Annotated in this window: 18 protein-coding genes; 10 read left to right on the top strand and 8 right to left on the bottom strand. The window is 63.4% G+C overall.

Going from position 1 to position 17,873, the window contains the following annotated elements; genetic code table 11:
- Together AB4037_RS03100 and AB4037_RS03095 are read right to left on the bottom strand one after the other, a co-directional pair.
- Positions 1-609, bottom strand: coding sequence for a TetR/AcrR family transcriptional regulator (locus tag AB4037_RS03100; protein WP_441770484.1), 609 nt, complete (start codon positions 607-609; stop codon positions 1-3).
- A complete protein-coding gene (locus tag AB4037_RS03095) occupies positions 599-1,408 on the bottom strand; it encodes an alpha/beta fold hydrolase (protein ID WP_441770483.1) in 810 nt (269 codons plus the stop codon). The genes AB4037_RS03100 and AB4037_RS03095 overlap by 11 nt, the downstream gene beginning before the upstream one ends.
- Positions 1,409-1,501: 93 nt before the next feature.
- Here AB4037_RS03095 and AB4037_RS03090 point away from each other — a divergent pair, with 93 nt between their 5' ends.
- Positions 1,502-2,692, top strand: a complete 1,191-nt coding sequence (locus AB4037_RS03090) for an acetyl-CoA C-acyltransferase (protein ID WP_441770482.1) — start codon at positions 1,502-1,504, stop codon at positions 2,690-2,692.
- A gap of 78 nt (positions 2,693-2,770) precedes the next feature.
- Here AB4037_RS03090 and AB4037_RS03085 read toward each other — a convergent pair whose 3' ends face one another.
- From AB4037_RS03085 to AB4037_RS03065, 5 genes are all read right to left on the bottom strand, one after another.
- Positions 2,771-3,133 (bottom strand): tRNA-binding protein, encoded by a 363-nt coding sequence (locus AB4037_RS03085; protein ID WP_434957477.1) that lies wholly within the window; start codon positions 3,131-3,133, stop codon positions 2,771-2,773.
- A complete protein-coding gene (locus AB4037_RS03080) occupies positions 3,130-3,870 on the bottom strand; it encodes a TetR/AcrR family transcriptional regulator (RefSeq protein WP_434957478.1) in 741 nt (246 codons plus the stop codon). Before AB4037_RS03080 ends, AB4037_RS03085 begins: the two co-directional genes overlap by 4 nt.
- 96 nt (positions 3,871-3,966) lie before the next feature.
- Entirely contained in the window at positions 3,967-4,794 is an 828-nt protein-coding gene (gene proC / locus AB4037_RS03075) for a pyrroline-5-carboxylate reductase (RefSeq protein ID WP_434957479.1), read from the bottom strand.
- A gap of 135 nt (positions 4,795-4,929) precedes the next feature.
- Positions 4,930-5,430: a YbjN domain-containing protein gene (locus AB4037_RS03070; protein WP_068288472.1), complete on the bottom strand. Its 501-nt coding sequence runs from the start codon at positions 5,428-5,430 to the stop codon at positions 4,930-4,932.
- Positions 5,431-5,609: 179 nt separating this feature from the next.
- Positions 5,610-5,864 carry an accessory factor UbiK family protein gene (locus tag AB4037_RS03065; RefSeq protein WP_434957480.1) on the bottom strand — a complete coding sequence of 85 codons (255 nt, stop codon included), beginning with the start codon at positions 5,862-5,864 and terminating at the stop codon, positions 5,610-5,612.
- A 110-nt stretch (positions 5,865-5,974) separates the two neighbouring features.
- On the opposite strand from AB4037_RS03065, the gene lgt reads away from it, so the two are divergent.
- Positions 5,975-6,838, top strand: coding sequence for a prolipoprotein diacylglyceryl transferase (gene lgt, locus AB4037_RS03060; RefSeq protein ID WP_434957481.1), 864 nt, complete (start codon positions 5,975-5,977; stop codon positions 6,836-6,838).
- Complete coding sequence (locus tag AB4037_RS03055; protein WP_441770481.1) at positions 6,835-7,935, top strand: class I SAM-dependent methyltransferase; 1,101 nt, start codon at positions 6,835-6,837, stop codon at positions 7,933-7,935. Before lgt ends, AB4037_RS03055 begins: the two co-directional genes overlap by 4 nt.
- Before the next feature lie 17 nt (positions 7,936-7,952).
- Here the strand turns inward: AB4037_RS03055 and AB4037_RS03050 are convergent, their stop codons facing one another.
- Positions 7,953-8,528: a DUF992 domain-containing protein gene (locus AB4037_RS03050; protein ID WP_434957483.1), complete on the bottom strand. Its 576-nt coding sequence runs from the start codon at positions 8,526-8,528 to the stop codon at positions 7,953-7,955.
- 179 nt (positions 8,529-8,707) lie between these two features.
- Between AB4037_RS03050 and pgeF the strand changes: the two genes are divergently transcribed.
- The 7 genes from pgeF to AB4037_RS03015 all read left to right on the top strand — a co-directional run bounded on the left by pgeF (position 8,708) and on the right by AB4037_RS03015 (position 17,749).
- Positions 8,708-9,493, top strand: coding sequence for a peptidoglycan editing factor PgeF (pgeF, locus tag AB4037_RS03045; protein WP_441770480.1), 786 nt, complete (start codon positions 8,708-8,710; stop codon positions 9,491-9,493).
- 29 nt (positions 9,494-9,522) lie between these two features.
- On the top strand, positions 9,523-10,671 hold the full coding sequence (locus tag AB4037_RS03040; protein ID WP_434957485.1) for a M24 family metallopeptidase: 1,149 nt from the start codon (positions 9,523-9,525) through the stop codon (positions 10,669-10,671).
- A 172-nt stretch (positions 10,672-10,843) separates the two neighbouring features.
- A complete protein-coding gene (locus AB4037_RS03035) occupies positions 10,844-11,812 on the top strand; it encodes a ribose-phosphate pyrophosphokinase (RefSeq protein ID WP_434957486.1) in 969 nt (322 codons plus the stop codon).
- A gap of 418 nt (positions 11,813-12,230) precedes the next feature.
- Positions 12,231-13,826: a peptide ABC transporter substrate-binding protein gene (locus tag AB4037_RS03030; protein WP_441770479.1), complete on the top strand. Its 1,596-nt coding sequence runs from the start codon at positions 12,231-12,233 to the stop codon at positions 13,824-13,826.
- Between the two features lie 223 nt (positions 13,827-14,049).
- On the top strand, positions 14,050-14,973 hold the full coding sequence (locus tag AB4037_RS03025; protein WP_434957488.1) for an ABC transporter permease subunit: 924 nt from the start codon (positions 14,050-14,052) through the stop codon (positions 14,971-14,973).
- Positions 14,966-16,090, top strand: a complete 1,125-nt coding sequence (locus AB4037_RS03020; RefSeq protein WP_441770478.1) for an ABC transporter permease — start codon at positions 14,966-14,968, stop codon at positions 16,088-16,090. The genes AB4037_RS03025 and AB4037_RS03020 overlap by 8 nt, the downstream gene beginning before the upstream one ends.
- Positions 16,091-16,099: 9 nt before the next feature.
- Positions 16,100-17,749: an ABC transporter ATP-binding protein gene (locus AB4037_RS03015; protein ID WP_441770477.1), complete on the top strand. Its 1,650-nt coding sequence runs from the start codon at positions 16,100-16,102 to the stop codon at positions 17,747-17,749.
- Positions 17,750-17,873: the final 124 nt, after the last annotated feature.

Genomic DNA, 17,873 nt, shown 5'->3' with positions numbered 1-17,873 from the left:
TTATTTCCCGCCGATTTCCTTATCGCCCACGGCAGGGCCACGAGCCAGTTTCAGCGCCGCCTCGACGCCGTTCTCCAAGATCGCGTTGGACTGTTCGGGATCGGGGACGACGCGTGCAAGCTGCAGCGTTCCCGCCAGCAGGGCCATGATGGCGAGCGCAGTGCTGCGGCGCGCTTCGGCATCGCCACCGGGCAGATGATCCGCGATCACGCCGATGCTGCCGAAGAGCTCTTCGGTAAAGGCAGCCCGGGTCTTCTCGGACTGGCGCGCAATTTCACCGGAAAGCGCAGCGATTGCGCAGCCCTGCCCGAGCGTATCCCGGTGGATGGGACGCAGATAATAGCGGATCAGTCCCTCGATCGGATCATCGGCGCGTTCGGCGGAGCGGCGCAATTTGCCGCGCCGTTGGGTCAGCGTATGGGTGACGGCTTCGCGAACCAAGGCATCCTTCGAGGCGAAATGGCTGTAGAAACCGCCATGGGTCAGGCCCGCATCCGCCATCAACGGCGCAATGCCGGTGCCGTCGATGCCATCGCGCAACAGACGCAGCGCGGCGGTTTCAAGAATATGCCGGTGCGTCTCGTCCTTGTGCCCCTTGTCATAGCGCATGAACAGCCTCGTCTCCCACCAGGAATCGCGCCGCCAGAAAATCCACTGCGTGGCCGATCACGCCAGCATCGCCGAGAATGCGGCCATGGCCAAGTCCATCCATCTCGATCAATCGCGATCCCCGCCAATATCTGGCGATCTCGCGGGCTTCGCTAATGGCGACGACGCGATCATCGCCGGAATGGATGAGAAGGGCTGGCTGCGTCAACCGTTCGGCGAAACTGGGCAGGTCCATGATCGGCAGTTCGGTGCCCAGGCGAATGAGTTCGTCTGCCATGTGGGCGAGATCCATGGTGTCGACGACCCCCGAGGCCATCGCGGCAGCCCGCATCTGACGGCCGTAATTGGCTGGTGAGGCGATCAGGACGACCCGCCCGGCATCCAGCCCTCCGGCGAGTGCGACGGTCAGGACCGGCCCTCCGACGGAATGGCCGATCACGCCATGCAGGTGCCCGCAGGCCTTGCCGACGGCGGCCACGGCCCTGGCCATGTGCGGAATGGTCGCCGACACGCCCTCGGACACGCCATGGGCGGGCAGATCGATTGCAATTACGCCAAGGCCGCGCGCCAGCAAGGGTTCGACGAAGGCAAGCATGTCGACATGGGAGGCTTCCCAGCCATGCACCAGGAGCACCAGCTCGCCTTGGCCCCAGCGCCACCCGGCGACGAGGCCGCCTTCATGCGCCACGGAAAAACGGTTCGCACCTTTGGGAAGCGGAATGGCACGCGGGGCAAGCCGCCGGGGCGTAATCATCTGCAGAGCCAGTTCGCGCGGGTCGACGCGTTCCGGAAGATCCATGGCTTTCTCCTCTTTATATTATGATCATAATATAATATGTCATTCATCATGCAATGGGTACTCCGCCGTGCCTGCGCCAGCGAGGATTGAACCATGTCCAACAGCGACCCCGTCGTCATCGTCTCCGCCACACGCACCCCGCTGGGGCGTTTCCAGGGCGATCTCTCGAGCCTGGCTTCCCCCGCGCTCGGCGCCCATGTCGTGAAAGCGGCCCTGACACAGGCGAACCTGCCCGCCGACCGCGTGGACGAGGTCGTGCTGGGCTGCGTGCTCCCCGCCGGTCTTGGCCAGGCACCCGCCCGTCAGGCCGCCCGCAATGCGGGACTGCCCGACGCCACGGGCGCAACGACCGTCAACAAGGTGTGCGGCTCCGGCATGAAGGCAACGATGCTCGGTCATGATCTCATTCGCGCCGGCTCCGCCGATATCGTGGTGACGGGGGGCATGGAGTCGATGTCGAATGCGCCCTATCTGCTGGCCAAGGCGCGCAGCGGCTACCGCATGGGCCATGACCGCCTTCTCGACCACATGATGCTCGACGGCCTGGAGGATGCCTATGAGGGTGGCCGCCCGATGGGCGATTTCGGCGAGGCGACGGCACAGGCCTATCAGCTTAGCCGCGATGACCAGGACGCCTATGCGGTGGAGACCCTGACCCGCGCCCGCAAGGCGATCGAAACCGGCGCCTTCACCGCCGAGATCACGCCGGTGGAGGTGCCCGGCAAAGGCGGCCCCAGGCTGATTGCCGACGACGAGAACCCGCTCAAGGTCTCACCCGACAAGATCCCGCAGCTCAGGCCGGCCTTCCGCAAGGACGGTACCATCACCGCCGCAAGCTCTTCGGCCAATGCCGATGGCGCGGCTGCTCTCATCCTCACCCGCCGCTCCATCGCCGATCGTGATGGACTGCCCGTGCTTGCCGAGATCAAGGGCCATGCCACCCACAGCCAGGATCCGGCCTGGTTCACCACGGCGCCGATCCCGGCCATCCGCAAGCTGCTCGAACGCACCGGCTGGAGCGTCGGCGATGTCGACCTGTTCGAGATCAACGAGGCTTTCGCAGCGGTGGCCATGGCGGCCCGACGCGACCTCGACATCCCAGCCGACCGGCTCAACATCCATGGCGGCGCCTGCGCTCTCGGTCATCCGATCGGCGCCACCGGCGCGCGCATCATCGTCACTTTGCTGCACGCCCTCGCCGGCAACGGCCTCAAGCGCGGTATCGCCTCGCTCTGCATCGGCGGCGGGGAGGCGACCGCCATCGCGATCGAGAGGATCGTGTAAGTGGAGGTGACCGGGGGCGCAGGCGTTTGGGTAACCGCCCATTCTTCCGCGGATGTCGCGCTGCCCCTCACTCCATTGTCAGAACAAGCGCGAGCCGTTCGGGGCGCTGCGTTCCGGCGTCGCCAGCACGACGGCACCGTCGGCGCCAGGAAAGCCGAGCGTCAACACCTGTGACATGAACTTGCCAATCTGGCGCGGTGGGAAATTGACCACCGCCATTACCTGGCGCCCGACCAGTTCCTCGGCATTGTAGAGCGCGGTAAGCTGGGCTGATGAAGCCTTGATGCCGATCTCATCGCCGAAATCGATCCGCATCCGGTAGGCCGGCTTGCGGGCCCCTTCGAGGGGCACCGCCTCCAGCACCGTGCCGATGCGAATATCAACCTTGAGGAAATCGTCGAAGCCGATTTCCGCTGCCGGCTGCCCGTTACTCGTACTCACACCGCCTCCGCATCGTCGCGATCATCCCTGCCCCGCCGGCGAGAATCGGCGAAATCGTGAAAACGCTCGCGCAGCCTTTCGCGCATGCGGGCACGGCGCGCATGGGAGCGTTCGGCGATGCGGCGGAACGGCGCGAAGATCTGGCAGAGATCGTCGGCCCGCTCCATCCAGCGCTCGCCCGAACGAAGCTGCCGATCGACTTCCTTCATCGTCGTGGCTAGGCCCTCATCCTCGTCCTTCAGCCAGACCTTGATGATGCGGGCCCAGGCCAGCGCCAGCCCCTGCGCGCGCACGGCTCCCATCGGGCCCTCGGCGTCGATATCGGCAGCCGTCAGCATCCACTGCATCGAATTGGTGACGACACGGTTCCAGGCGGTCAACGCGAGGGGATCGAGTGCGAAGGCCCTGGAAATGTTGGCGATGGCCGTCTTATGCGGCGAAAGCACATCGATGCGTCGCATCAGAATGTCGAACAACCTCTCGCGGGCCGGTTCCGCGGCCATGCTCTCGTCAATGCCTTCGAGCACCTTCTGGTCGACCTGGCGCGCATAAGCGGCGAGGATGGCTCCCTTGGAGGGATAGAGGCCGCGCAATTGCGACAGGGACAGCCCCGCCTTCTCGGCAATATCGGCCAGACCGATCTCGCCCCAGGGATTGTCGGCGCACAACGCCAGCAAGGCCTCGATCGCAGCCTGACGCGGATCGACGGCATTGTCTGCTTTCGACTTGGCAACCATGGCTCGGACCTCGCTTTCTGGTTTGCCCATCCTAAGATAGGCCGATCGCGAGCCGGATCAATGCGGCGCATTGGCAGACAGGAGCCCTTCTGTCCGTCAGGAAGCGAGTTCGCCCGCGCGCCGGCGTGCCGCCTCGACCGCCCGCTTCATCAGCGGCGTCAAGCCGTTTTCAGCCATCAGCACGTCCAGAGCCGCCGCGGTGGTGCCGCCCGGGCTGGTGACGTTCTGCCGCAGCGTGGCGGCCGGCAGATCAGACTGGTGCAGCAATTCGCCGGAACCCGCCACGGTGGCGCGCGCCAGCCGCATGGCGAGATCGGCGGGGAGCCCCGCCGCCGCTCCGGCTTCGGCCATGGCCTCGACGAGATGGAAGACATAGGCCGGCCCCGATCCGGAGACGGCCGTCACCGCATCGATGAGGCTTTCATCCACAACCCACTCGACCGCGCCGGTCGCCCGCAGCAGAGCATCGGCGGCCCGTTCCTGGTCAGCGGTGACGAAGGCATTCGACACCGCGGCCGTGATACCGCGGCCGACGGCCGCCGGCGTGTTCGGCATGGCGCGCACGATAGCAGTATCGGCCGGCAGCAGCGCCGCGATGCTGGCGATGGTCTTGCCCGCCATGATGGAGACGGCGAGGGTATCAGGCCCGAACAGCGGCGCGACGGAGGCCATGGCGACATCCATCATCTGAGGCTTGATCGCCAGGAGCACCACGGCCGGCGTGCCGAAGGAGGCCAGCATCGGGTTGACCGCGACACCTTTCACGGCAAGGTCACCGGCAACCTCCGGCGGCAAATGCGGATCGATAACCGCCACATGGGCGGGATCGAGGCCGAGCTTCAGCCACCCCTCCAGCATGGCCCCGCCCATCTTGCCGGCGCCCAGCAGCAACAGCTTGCCGCCAATGTCCAATGTCTCAGCCATGGGAAAAACTCCTGCGAATGGGGAATGCCGAGGGGGAAAGGGTGTCGGGAGTGTCAGCCTCCGGCTGACATTTGTCGACCAGAGGCCAACACTCCGCGTTTCCCGCGCTCGGTCAAACGACCATGCAACCGTACATCAAGCTTCGCCCACGGTCTCGAACAGCACGGCCTCGAGCGCTTCCTTGGGGGTCTTGCCGGCCCAGATCACGAACTGGAAGGCCTGGAAATAGCGTTCGCAAGTTTCCACCGCGATCTCGATCAGGGCTTCGCACTGGCGCGGCGTGGCCTCGGCGCCGCCGGCCAGGAACAGGGCATGGCGATACATGATGACCTGATCAGCGTTCCAGACGTCGAAATGGCCGATCCACAACTGTTCGTTGACGAGCGCAATCGTCTGCAGGAGATCGGCGTGGCGACGCTTGGGAATCTTGGCGTCGAAGGAGCAGGCCAGATGCAGCGACTCGATATCGTCCATCCAGGTGAAGGAGACAGCATAGTCGCAGCCATGCCCCTTCACGACGATGGAGATCTCATCTTCGCCGAGTCTGTCGAAAGCCCAGTCATGAAGACTCGCCAGATGTTCGACGAGATCAACCGGGTGACCAGCCCGCTCGCTCTGGAGCTCGATTACCGACATTGCAACTCCCGGCGCCTCCGAGGAGGCGCATTGGCGCTGCGAACACCGATCGATACGCAGCCTGTGAGGGGAGAGTTCAGGCATTCGGGCTGAATCGGCAAGGATTCGTTCCCGCCGTCCACAAGGAGGCCTCTCATTCTTAGCTGGTCTTATTGTCGCACGGCGGGACAGTCTTGCGCTCAGCGTGCAGCAAGTTTGGCCTCGAGCTCGGCGACACGGGCGGCGAGACGTTCGTTTTCGTCGCGGGCCTTGATCGCCATCTCGCGCACGGCGTCGAACTCGTCGCGGCGGACATAGTCGAGATCGCGCATGATGCGCTCGGCCTGGCTGCGCACGACGCTGTCGACTTCCCGGCGCACGCCCTGGGCTACGCCGGCGGCGTCGGTCATCAATTTGGCGAACTCGTCATAGATACGGCCGGATTGCTGTGGCATCACGAAACTCCTTTGCGGCGTCGATAGCACGGGCCAGACCTCGATAAAAGCTTGGCCCCGATAGAAGCTTCTGCCTTGACGCTGTCACCTCTAGTCACCAAAAGGCACCCATGCCTGAGCAATATTTCATCGTCCCCTACATCCACCCCGAAATTTTCAGCATCGGCCCCCTCGTCGTCCGCTGGTATGCGCTGGCCTATATTTTCGGCCTGCTCGGCGGCTGGTGGTACGGACGTCGCCTGATCGGCAATGCCAGGCTCTGGCTGGTACAACCTGGCACCAAGCTGCAATTCGACGACCTCTTGATCTGGGTCACGCTCGGCGTGGTGGTCGGCGGGCGGCTCGGCATGCTGCTTTACGAGCCCGATTATTATCTCGCCAATCCGATCGAGATCTTCAAGGTCTGGGAGGGCGGCATGGCCTTCCATGGCGGCTTCCTGGGCGCGGCCCTCGCGATCATCCTGTTCGCCTGGCGCAACAAGATTCCGATCCTGTCCTATCTCGACATTGCCGCTTGCGTGGCGCCGATTGGCCTGTTTCTCGGCCGCATCGCCAATTTCATCAATGACGAATTGTGGGGTCGGCCAGCCTGGGGATCTTACTGGGGCGTGATCTCGCCTTCGAGCCCCTTCGCCCTGGTGCCACAACAGGGACCGACGCCGCGCTATCCGAGCCAGCTGATCGAGGCCGCTCTGGAGGGCCTTGCTCTGTTCGTGCTGTTTGCCGTCATGACACGCTTCGGCGCCTTGAAACGGCCCGGCTTGATCGCCGGCCTGTTCGGTATCGGCTATGCCGCCGCCCGCTCCTTCAGCGAACTTTATCGCGAGCCGGACGGCTGGTGGATTCAAAATGTGCTGACTATCGGCCAAGCCTACTCCCTGCCGATGATCGTGGCCGGCCTTGGCTTGGTGATCTACGCCCTGATGCATCGCCCCGAGGCGCCAAAGGCCTCCGACACGCCCAAATCGGCATGAGCGAAACGCCGCTCGCCCGCGAAATCAAGGATCTCATCCGCCAGGACGGGCCGATCGACGTAGCGCGCTATATGGCGCTCGCGCTCGGCCATCCCCGTTACGGCTATTACATCACGCGCGATCCGCTCGGCGCCGCCGGGGATTTCATCACTGCTCCCGAGATCAGCCAGATGTTCGGCGAGATCCTCGGCCTGTGGGCTGCCCATCGCTGGATGATCCTGGGTTCGCCCACCCATATCGGCCTCGTGGAATTGGGGCCGGGACGCGGCACGCTGATGGCGGATGCGCTGCGTGCCATCGGCAAGGTCCTGCCGGCCTTTGCAGCCGCCATCGAACTGCATCTGGTCGAGACCAGCCCCACGCTGCGCAAGGCCCAAGCCACCATCTTGGCCGAGGCTCTCGGCCCCAGCCTCGCCGGCCGATCTCCGATCTGGCACGACGACATCGCCACCTTGCCGGACGGGCCATCGATCGTCATCGCCAACGAGTTCTTCGATGCCTTGCCCGTGCATCAACTGGTCCATCGCAGCGGACACTGGCATGAACGTCTTGTCGGCCTGGTCGATGACGAACTGGCCTTCGGCCTCGCTGCCGAGCCCGTGCCGGCCAGCCAGGCCCCTTCCCTTTCTAACACCGCACTCGACGGCACCATCGTCGAATACCCGGAAGCCGGTTCGCAGGTGATGGCTGGCCTCTGCGATCGGCTCGCCCGATTTGGCGGTGCTGCCCTGATCATCGACTATGGCCATCTTGAATTCGGCGTTGGCGACACGCTGCAGGCCATGGCGGCGCATGCCTTCGTCGACCCGTTGGCCCGGCCCGGCGAAGCCGATCTCACCACCCATGTCTGTTTCGAGACACTGGCGCGGATCGCCGCCGACAAACGCCTTGCGATCGACATCCTCGCCACGCAGGCGCAATTCCTCAACGAACTCGGCATCCGCCCGATGGCGGCCAATCTCAGCCGCCATGCCACGCCGGAGCAGGCAGAGGCGATTGCCAAGGCGCTCGAACGCCTCACCGACGATGCCCCGCGCGCCATGGGCTCGCTGTTCAAGGTGCTGGCCGTTTCAGCGCCAGGAACCCAGCGAAGCTGAGAAAGGCCCGGTCAGCCTCACACCTTGCAGCGGCAGCTCTTGCGATGCTTCTTCGCCTTGTAGTGATGCCGGTGCGCCTTGTGGCGGGGGCGATAGACCCGCTCAGACTGAATGATCACCGGCGCCGCGACCGGGCGGATATGCAGGCTGCCAATGCCGGCCGAAGCGTTGAGGCCAGTCTGCCCCTGCACCGAGATCGGCTGCAGCGTCACACCGCCATTGCCGCCGCCGAGCAGCACATTGGCCCCGACACCGACCGCGGCGCTGGCCTCGGCCGACACGCCGGCATAATTGCCGCCCAAGGGCGCGTGGCGATTGGAGGGTTCGAACACGGCCCAGACCATTCGGCCACCGAAGGTGAAACCGACATCCACGCCGATCTTGGTGATGGTACCATCATAGAGTTCGCTGTAGCCGTTGAAGTCCGAGAACCGGCAGGACACCGACTTGCGCGAACCCAGCACCACGCCGATGCCGCCGCCGATATCGCAGGTGAGCGTTCCCGTCCTGACGGCCGCCTGTGCGGAGCCGGCCGCCGCAGGCGCCAGCAAGGCCGCCAGCGCGAGGGCGGGCAGGATTTTCGTGATTTTCATGGGGCACCTATTTCAACAAATCTTTCTGGCCACGGCCAGATAGCTGAGCACTTTGAACCAACGGCTTCAAAACGCAACGGTTCCTGGAGCGAAATCGCCGGCGTCACAATCCTGGCTGGCATCGACTTCCTTCCCGGCACCCGTTTGACATCCCCCGCCTTCCTCCCGATCCTGCCGCCATGACCGATTCGCCCGCCATCGCGCTCCAGCACGCCGCCCTCGACCTGCCCGGCATCCGCCACGGCTTCTTCACGCGCCAGGGAGGTGTATCGGCCGGCATCTACGCCTCCCTCAACGGGGGATCGGGCTCCGACGACGTTCCCGATCATGTCCGTGAGAACCGGGGCCGCATGGCCGACAGCCTCGGCGTGCCACGTGACCGCTTCATCACCTGTTATCAGGTGCATTCGCCCAACGTGGTCACCGTCACCGCCCCCTGGTCCCGCGAGCATGCGCCCAAGGTCGACGCCATGGTGACGCGCGAGCGCAATCTCGCTCTGGCCGTCGCCACCGCCGATTGCGGTCCCGTCCTGTTCGCCGATGCAAAAGCCGGCGTGATCGGCGCGGCCCATGCCGGCTGGAAGGGCGCCTTCACCGGCGTGCTCGAAACCACGCTCGACGCCATGGTGGGCCTCGGCGCCACGCGCGGCGACATCGTCGCGGTGCTTGGCCCCATGATCTCGCGCGCGGCCTACGAGGTCGGCCCCGAATTCAGGGAGCGCTTCATCGAAGCCGATACCACCAATGAACGTTTCTTTGGCCCGAGCCCCAATGCCGGCCACGCCATGTTCGACCTGCCTGCCTATATCACCATGCGGCTCACAGCCGCCGGGATCGGCCGCTTCGAGGACATGGCGCTGTGCACCTATCAGGATGAGGAACGCTTCTTCTCCTATCGCCGGGTGACCCATCGCAAGGAGCCCGATTATGGCCGCCTGCTGCATGCTATCGCTCTGATGGACTGACAGGAACGGGATTCGAGGCAGGATCTGCCATGCTGCATTTTTCAAACGACGAATTCGCCGCGCGCCTGAAGCGCCTGCAGGCCGAGATGGCCGCGCGCAAGCTCGACGCCATGCTGCTCTTTGCGCAGGAGAGCATGTATTGGCTCACCGGCTACGATACGTTCGGTTTCTGCTTCTTCCAGTCCCTGCTGGTCCGCGCCGACGGCACGATGGCCCTGCTCACGCGGACGGCCGATCTGCGCCAGGCCCAGCACACCTCGATTCTCAGCGACATCCGCATCTGGACGGATAGCAAGGATGCAACTCCGGCCCAGCAGCTCCTGGCCATGGTGCGCGATCTCGGCGTGACCGGCGGCCGCATCGGCGCGGAGTTCGATTCCTACGGCCTCACCCATGCCAATGGCCGCAAGCTGGAGGCGGCCTTCGCCGGCGATTTCGAACTGATCGATGCCTCCGATGTCATCGCCCATCTGCGAGCCGTCAAGTCGGCTGCCGAAATCGCCTATGTGCGCGAAGCGGCCCGCCTCTCGGATGCCGCCGATGCGGCCGGCATCGCCGCCGTGTTTCCTGGCGCGGACGAGGGTGATATCCTCGCAGCCCAGCACAATGCCATCTTCTCGGCTGGCGGCGACTACCCCGCCAACGAGTTCATCATCGGTTCAGGACGCGACGCCCTGCTCTGCCGCTACAAGAGCGGCCGCCGCAAGCTCGCCGAGCGCGACCAGATCACGCTCGAATTCGCCGGCGTCTACAGGCACTATCATGCGGCGCTGATGCGCACGGTCACCGTGGGCGACGTCTCGCCCCGCCACAGCGAGCTTTACACGGCTGCGCATGAAGCCCTTCTCGCCTGCGAGGCTGAGATTCGGCCGGGGCGCACAGCCGGCGACGTCTTCGCCGCCCATGCCCGGGTGATGGATTCGCATGGGCTTGAAAACCATCGGCTTGCCGCCTGCGGCTATTCGCTCGGCGCCAAGTTCACGCCGTCCTGGATGGACCGGCCGATGTTCTACGAGGGCAATGACTGGGTGCTGGAGCCGGGCATGGTGATGTTCGCCCATATGATCCTGATGGATTCCGACAGCGGCACCGCCATGTGCCTCGGGCGCACCAGCCTGACGACCCAGAACGGCAGCGAAGTGCTGAACGGAGCCGATGCCGGATTGCAGATGCGCTGATGCGACGGGAAGGCAGCCCAGGCCCGACCGGGCATCGGAACAGCGGCAAATCATCCCAATCCGCACGCATTCCAGCCATGCAAGTGTGAACTCCTTGTGACGCCCCCATTGTATGCGGGGCGGCCAGTTGCTAAGAGCCGGGTGCATTTTTCTCAAAGCGGGAGCCGGCTTCATGGCGGCAGGTGACAGGGGCCACGGTTCGGGCGAGATCAAGCTCGTCGCCGGCAATTCGAATCGTGCACTGGCCGAATCGATTGCGACCTATCTGAAAACCCCCCTGACGAAGTGCTCGGTGCGGCGGTTCGCCGACATGGAGATCTTCGTCGAGATTCAGGAAAATGTCCGCGGTGCGGATGTCTTCGTCATCCAGTCGACCTCCTTCCCCACCAACGACCATCTGATGGAATTGTTGATCATCACCGATGCCCTGCGCCGCTCCTCGGCACGGCGCATCACGGCGGTGATCCCCTATTTCGGCTATGCCCGGCAGGATCGCCGCGCTTCCGGCCGTACGCCGATCTCGGCCAAGCTGGTCGCCAACCTGATCACCCATGCCGGCGCCGACCGCGTGCTGACCCTCGACCTGCATGCCGGGCAGATCCAGGGCTTCTTCGACATTCCCACCGACAACCTCTTCGCCGCCCCGGTGATGGAACGCGACATCAAGGCCCGCATGGAGCTCGAAAAGCTCATGGTGGTCTCGCCCGACGTTGGCGGCGTGGTGCGCGCCCGCGCTCTCGCCAAGCGCATCGACGCCCCCCTCGCCATCGTCGACAAGCGCCGTGAACGCGCCGGCGAGAGCGAGGTCATGAACGTGATCGGTGACGTCAAGGGCCGTACCTGCATCCTGATCGACGACATCATCGATTCCGGCGGCACGCTGGTGAACGCCGCCGAGGCTCTGCTGGAACGTGGTGCCAAGGACGTGCTGGCCTACATCACGCATGGTGTGCTTTCGGGCGGCGCGGTTGCCCGTATCGCCTCCTCCAAGCTGCGCGAACTGGTGATCACCGACTCGATCATGCCGACCGAGGCCGTGCGCGTGGCCCAGAATATCCGCGTCATCTCGATCGCGCCGCTGATCGGCGAGGCCATCGGCCGTACCGCATCCGAAGAGAGCGTCTCCAGCCTGTTCAACTGAGCCTGCCCGTCCCTCCGTTCGGATTGGTTTTTTCAGAACCGCCCGCGCAGCCTCCTTCTCGCGGCGGTTCAGCGTCCTATGGCCTCGACATCGGGGCTGTGCCCTGCCGCGCCACTCGCGGCCAGGTTGTCCGTGGCTTATCCCCATATTTCAGCCAGATCTTCGCGCCATCAGTCTCCGCAACGCAGAAGGCACAAAGCGCAGTCGGTTATGGCGAATATTGCGTCGTATCCCGGCCATCCGCAATTTTCAAACGATCACTATACCCTTCGACATACTGTTCCCCTGCACGCAGCTCGCGCAGCACTACCCTTCCTCTCCCCGTCGAAAATCGCGGGTTGCCGTAGTGAACGCGAGAGCCTTTACTGCCAGCCTTCAACCAATAGCCGGAACAACTGGCTTCAGAGGGGAAATCAGGATGACAGCGATTATTCGAACGCGCCTGTTCGGCGCCCTGCTTGCCATCGGCATGCTCGGCGGCACGGCCCTGCCGGCCTCAGCCGAAACAGTGCTGAACAAGGGCCTTGGCGGCGAACCTCAATCGCTGGATCCTATCCACACGACCACCAATATCGAGCAGTTCATCATCGACGACCTCTACGAAGGTCTCACCGCTTATGACGGCGCCGGCAAGGTGGGTCCCGCCGTCGCCGAAAGCTGGACGGTTTCCTCGGACGGGCTCGTCTACACCTTCAAATTGAGATCCAGTGCCAAGTGGTCGAACGGCGATCCGGTCACGGCGGAAGATTTCGTCTATAGCTTCCGGCGCAATCTCGATCCCAAGGAAGCCGGCGAATATGCCAGCCTGTCCTATCCGATCAAGAATGCTCAGGCGGTGAACACCGGCAAGGCAGCGGTCGATACTCTCGGGGTCAAGGCCATCGATGCCGGCACGCTGGAAATCACCCTCGAAAGTCCGGTTCCCTTCTTCCCCGAACTCCTGGCTCATCAAAGCGTGGTGCCGGTGAACAAGGCCAATGTCGAGAAATATGGCCGCGACTTCGCCAAGGCGGGCAATCTGGTGTCGAACGGTGCCTATACGGTCACCGAGCAGATACCAGGCGACCACCTCACCTTCGTCAAGAACCCCAACTACTGGGGTGCGGCAAATGTGAAGATCGATCGCGTCGTTGCCTATCCGAGCGAGGACCAGGCCGCCATCCAACGCCGCTTCCTCGCCGGAGAGCTCGACCTCGCCTATCAATTCCAGGCCGATCAGCGCAAATTCCTGCAGGAGAAGGTCGGCGACGAGGTTCACGTCTCGCCATCGACGTCGAGCGAATATTATGCCTTCGACACCCGCAAGCCCCCCTTCGACGATGTCCGGGTCCGACGAGCCTTTGCCATGGCTATCGACCGCGACTTCCTGGCCAATGACGTGCTGAACGGCGTCTATCAGCCGCTCTATAGCTGGATCCCGGACGGCATCGTCAATTACACGCCGGCCAAGGCCGACTTCGCCGACATGCCTCAGCTCGACCGCGAGGATAAGGCCAAGGAATTGCTGAAAGAAGCCGGTTACGGTCCGGGCGGCAAGCCGCTCAAGGTCGAGATCCGCTACAACACCAATGAGAATTGGAAGAAAGTCGCCACGGCGATCGCCGATATGTGGAAGGGCCTCGGCGCCGAGGTCACCATGCTCAATTCCGATCTCAAGTCCCACTACGCCTATCTACAGCAAGGCAACAGTTTCGACATCACCCGGGCCGGCTGGGTCGCCGATTATGCCGATCCGGAGAACTTCCTGACCCTGGGTGTCTCCACCAACAAGGTCTTCAACTACGGCCACTACAACAATCCCGAATTCGATGCCTTGATGGCCAAGTCCTTCGCCGAGCGGGATGTACCCAAGCGCATGCAGATCCTGCATGACGCGGAAGCCATGCTGCTGCGCGACGCCTCCGTTACGCCCCTGCTGGTTTACAACGACCCCTGGCTGGTTTCCAAGAAGGTCAAGGGCTGGCACGACAACCTCGCCAACCACCACGGCACGCGTTTCCTCACCAAGGAATGAAACGCCGTATGTGAGAGGCAGGCGGCCCAACCGCCTGCCTCTCATCCGCGGCTAAAGCGTTTTGCGATTTGGCGGGGTCGGCAAGAATCGCAAAGACGCGTCCGAACAAAGAGTTAGAGCTAAGAAGCGTTTCCACTTAAACGCGCTTTGCTCTAGGGAAGCGCGCTCGCCTCGCTGATGCCAGGCCTGAACGCTTCGCGGGCAGCCAATCCGAGGCGATGTCATGCTTTCATTTGTACTGAAGCGCCTGGCGAGCGCGATTCCGACCCTGTTCGTAATCATCACGCTTTCCTTCTTCCTGATGCGGCAGGTACCAGGCGGCCCCTTCAATCTTGCCCGCCCGCTGCCACCGCAGATCATGGACAACCTCAACCGGGTCTATCATCTCGATGACCCGGTCTGGAAACAATACTTAAACTATATCTGGAATGTATTGCGGGGCGATTTCGGCCCCAGCTATGTCTATCGTGATTATACGGTCTCCGAAATCATACTTCAAAAACTGCCATATTCTTTGCAGCTTGGCGGCATGGCATTGCTCTTGGCTGTCGTCGGCGGCATTCTCATCGGCACCATTGCCGCTCTACGCCAGAATTCGATCGTGGATGTCGCCGTGACCGCGATCGGCAATATCGGCATCACCGTCCCCAATTTCGTCATCGGTCCGGTCCTTGCGCTCCTCTTCGGACAAACCCTGCACTGGCTGCCGACCGGCAGTTGGGGCGACGGTTCGTTTCGCTACCTGCTCCTGCCGATGATCACCCTGGCTCTGCCGGAGCTGGCGACGTTTGCCCGCCTGATGCGCGGTTCCATGCTGGAAGCCTTGCATGCCGACCATATCCGCACGGCCAAGGCCTATGGCTTGCCGGCCAAGCTGACCATTATCGGCCACGCCATGCGGGCCGGCGTCCTGCCGATCGTCACTTACCTTGCCCCCGCCGCCGCCTCGCTCCTGACGGGCTCGGTGGTGGTCGAGAAGGTCTTCGGCATCCCCGGTGTCGGCAAGGATTTCGTCGAAGGTGCGCTCAACCGCGACTATACGCTGGTGATGGGGACCGTCGTGCTGGTCTCGGTCTTCATCATCGTTTTCAACCTGATCGTCGACCTGCTCTACGCCTGGCTCGATCCGAGGGTACGCAATGACTGAGACGAATTTGACAACAAGCGCCCCTCGTCGCAGCCGCAGTCTGGTCGAGCTTGCCTGGCTCCGCCTCCGCCGCAACAAGGCCGCCATGGTCAGCCTGTTCGTGTTTGCGGCCATAGTGCTTTTTTCCGTGCTGGGGCCGTTTTTTTCGCCTCATGGCTACGACCAGGTCTACGGGTCCTACGTCAAGGTTCCCCCCAGCCTCTCGCCTTATCCCAAGCACGCGACACTCGAGGAGGCCATGAAGCGGGCGGCCTCCCAGGCCCGTCTGCAGGTTCAATCTTTCGAGAGCTCAGGCACGCAGTTCACGGCGACATTGACTTCCAGCCGGTCGATCGATCCGCGCGCCACCCGCTATGTCGATCGTATCGACGAGTTCCGGAACACCAAGGTCACCGAAACCCGGGACGACGGCCGCACGGTGGTCATGCAGGGCGACATCAATGGCCAGTATTTCCTGCTCGGCACCGATGGCAATGGCCGAGACCTGATGACCAGGATCATGATCGGCGGCCAGGTCTCGCTGCTCGTCGGCCTGCTCGCCAGCCTGGTCAGTCTCATCATCGGCGTCACCTACGGCGCCGTGTCGGGGTTCATCGGCGGGCGTACCGACAATCTGATGATGCGCTTCGTCGAGATCCTCTATTCGCTGCCGTTCATGTTCTTCGTCATCTTGCTGGTGGCTTCCTTCGGGCGCGACTTCTGGCTGATCTTCGTTGCCATCGGCGCCATCGAGTGGCTCGATATGGCCCGCATCGTGCGGGGGCAGACCCTGTCGCTGAAGCGGCGCGATTTCATCTCGGCAGCCCACGCCCTGGGGCTCAGCGAGGGCGCGGTGATCCGCCGCCACATCATTCCCAACACGCTGAGCCCGGTGCTGGTGTTCCTGACGGTGCGTATTCCGCGCATCATCCTGTTGGAAAGCTTCCTCTCCTTCCTCGGGCTCGGCGTGCAGGCTCCTCTGACCAGTTGGGGGGCGCTGATCAAGGAAGGCGCCGATTCCATGGAAGCAGCGCCTTACCTCTTGATCTGCCCAGCCATCTTCCTGGTCACCACCCTGTTCTGCCTCAATTTCATCGGCGACGGCCTGCGCGACGCCTTCGACCCCAAAGATCGCTGAGGAAGACCGATGCAACAGACACCCTCGGATCAGGACACGACAGACACCCTCCTCGACATCAGCGGTCTGGAGGTCAGCTTCAGCACCCCCGACGGCACGGTCAAGGCGGTCAAGGGCATCGACCTCAAGGTCAACAGTGGCGAGACCGTCGCCATCGTGGGCGAATCCGGCTCGGGCAAGAGCCAGACCATGATGGCGCTGATGGGCCTGCTGGCCGGCAACGGCCAGGTGCGTGGATCGGCCAAATATCGCGGCAGGGAATTGCTCGGCCTATCGCCGAGGGAGCTCAACAAGGTACGCGGCGACAAGATCACCATGATCTTCCAGGAGCCGATGACCTCGCTCGATCCGCTTTACAAGGTCGGGCGCCAGGTTGCCGAGCCGATCGTCCATCATCGCGGCGGCAGCTACAAGCAAGCCCGCAAGAAAGTGATCGACCTGTTCAAGCTCGTCGGTATCCCCCATCCGGAGCGGCGGGTGGATGCCTATCCGCATGAGATGTCGGGAGGCCAGCGTCAACGCGTGATGATCGCCATGGCACTGGCCAACGATCCCGACCTCTTGATCGCCGACGAGCCGACCACCGCGCTCGACGTCACCGTACAAGCGCAGATCCTGTCCCTGCTCGCCGAGCTCAGGCAGCGCCTGGGCATGTCCATCGTTTTCATCAGCCACGACCTCAACATCGTGCGGCGCTTCGCCGATCGCGTCTATGTCATGCGTCGTGGCGAAGTGGTGGAGACCGGCACCACGGAAGAGGTCTTCGACAATCCCCGGCACGAATACACCAAGATGCTGCTGGCGGCCGAGCCGTCAGGCCACAAGGATCCACCGCAGCCCGATGCCCCCGTGCTGCTCGAGGGCCGCAACATCCGGGTCACCTATCATCTCAGCGGTAGTATGTTCGGCGGCCACAAGGCCATGGACCTGAAGGCGGTGGACGACGTTTCCGTGCGCCTGCAGCAGGGACAGACCATCGGCATCGTGGGTGAATCAGGCTCGGGCAAGTCGACCCTGGGGCGTGCCTTGTTGCGGTTGAATTCCGGCGAGGGCGACATCCGCTTCGACGGCAGGGACATCTCGAAAGCGAGCGTGCTCGAGATGCGGCCGCTGCGGCGCGCCCTGCAGCTGGTGTTTCAGGACCCCTACGGCTCGCTCTCTCCGCGCATGTCGGTGGGTTCCATCGTCACCGAGGGCCTGAGGGTGCACGAGCCGAATCTATCGGCCGCCGATCGCGACAAGCGGGCCATCCAGGCTCTGACCGAGGTTGGTCTCGATCCTGCCGCCCGCAACCGCTATCCGCATGAATTCTCCGGTGGCCAGCGCCAGCGCATCGCCATTGCACGGGCGATGATCCTCAAGCCCAAGGTGGTGGTGCTGGATGAGCCAACCTCAGCACTCGACCGCTCGGTGCAGAAACAGATCGTCGAACTGCTGCGCGAACTGCAGGCCACGCATGGCCTGTCCTACCTGTTCATCAGCCATGATCTATCGGTGGTGCGGGCCTTGTCCGACTATGTCGTGGTGATGAAGGAAGGCCGCATCGTCGAGGAAGGGGTGACCGCCCAGATCTTCGATGCGCCGCGGGAACTATATACCCAGACCCTGATGGCGGCGGCGCTGGGCAAGGAGCGCGTCGAGGCCACGAATACGGTTTGAGGCCTGGCACGACAGTTGCGTTTGTACAGGTAAAGCATTGTCCGAAAATAATTGAAATGCCTCCTTTGTCATGCCCGGGCTTGACCCGGGCATCCAGCGGCCCCGTCTTCGATACCTGGAAGGG

The sequence above is a fragment of the Labrys sp. KB_33_2 genome (assembly GCF_052114505.1).
Classification (GTDB): Bacteria; Pseudomonadota; Alphaproteobacteria; order Rhizobiales; family Labraceae; genus Labrys.
The sequence above is the reverse complement of the archived record's forward strand: the minus strand, read 5'-3'. Positions and strand labels throughout refer to the sequence as shown.

What these genes read in the sequence shown, in the direction of transcription:
- pgeF (WP_441770480.1), top strand. Translation starts at nt 8,708, where the DNA reads ATGACCGATTCGCCCGCCATCGCGCTCCAGCACGCCGCCCTCGACCTG.
- AB4037_RS03040 (WP_434957485.1), top strand. Translation starts at nt 9,523, where the DNA reads ATGCTGCATTTTTCAAACGACGAATTCGCCGCGCGCCTGAAGCGCCTG.
- AB4037_RS03055 (WP_441770481.1), top strand. Translation starts at nt 6,835, where the DNA reads ATGAGCGAAACGCCGCTCGCCCGCGAAATCAAGGATCTCATCCGCCAG.
- AB4037_RS03095 (WP_441770483.1), bottom strand. Translation starts at nt 1,408, where the DNA reads ATGGATCTTCCGGAACGCGTCGACCCGCGCGAACTGGCTCTGCAGATG.
- proC (WP_434957479.1), bottom strand. Translation starts at nt 4,794, where the DNA reads ATGGCTGAGACATTGGACATTGGCGGCAAGCTGTTGCTGCTGGGCGCC.
- AB4037_RS03035 (WP_434957486.1), top strand. Translation starts at nt 10,844, where the DNA reads ATGGCGGCAGGTGACAGGGGCCACGGTTCGGGCGAGATCAAGCTCGTC.
- AB4037_RS03090 (WP_441770482.1), top strand. Translation starts at nt 1,502, where the DNA reads ATGTCCAACAGCGACCCCGTCGTCATCGTCTCCGCCACACGCACCCCG.
- AB4037_RS03030 (WP_441770479.1), top strand. Translation starts at nt 12,231, where the DNA reads ATGACAGCGATTATTCGAACGCGCCTGTTCGGCGCCCTGCTTGCCATC.
- AB4037_RS03015 (WP_441770477.1), top strand. Translation starts at nt 16,100, where the DNA reads ATGCAACAGACACCCTCGGATCAGGACACGACAGACACCCTCCTCGAC.
- AB4037_RS03100 (WP_441770484.1), bottom strand. Translation starts at nt 609, where the DNA reads ATGCGCTATGACAAGGGGCACAAGGACGAGACGCACCGGCATATTCTT.
- AB4037_RS03080 (WP_434957478.1), bottom strand. Translation starts at nt 3,870, where the DNA reads ATGGTTGCCAAGTCGAAAGCAGACAATGCCGTCGATCCGCGTCAGGCT.
- AB4037_RS03020 (WP_441770478.1), top strand. Translation starts at nt 14,966, where the DNA reads ATGACTGAGACGAATTTGACAACAAGCGCCCCTCGTCGCAGCCGCAGT.
- AB4037_RS03025 (WP_434957488.1), top strand. Translation starts at nt 14,050, where the DNA reads ATGCTTTCATTTGTACTGAAGCGCCTGGCGAGCGCGATTCCGACCCTG.
- AB4037_RS03050 (WP_434957483.1), bottom strand. Translation starts at nt 8,528, where the DNA reads ATGAAAATCACGAAAATCCTGCCCGCCCTCGCGCTGGCGGCCTTGCTG.
- lgt (WP_434957481.1), top strand. Translation starts at nt 5,975, where the DNA reads ATGCCTGAGCAATATTTCATCGTCCCCTACATCCACCCCGAAATTTTC.
- AB4037_RS03070 (WP_068288472.1), bottom strand. Translation starts at nt 5,430, where the DNA reads ATGTCGGTAATCGAGCTCCAGAGCGAGCGGGCTGGTCACCCGGTTGAT.
- AB4037_RS03065 (WP_434957480.1), bottom strand. Translation starts at nt 5,864, where the DNA reads ATGCCACAGCAATCCGGCCGTATCTATGACGAGTTCGCCAAATTGATG.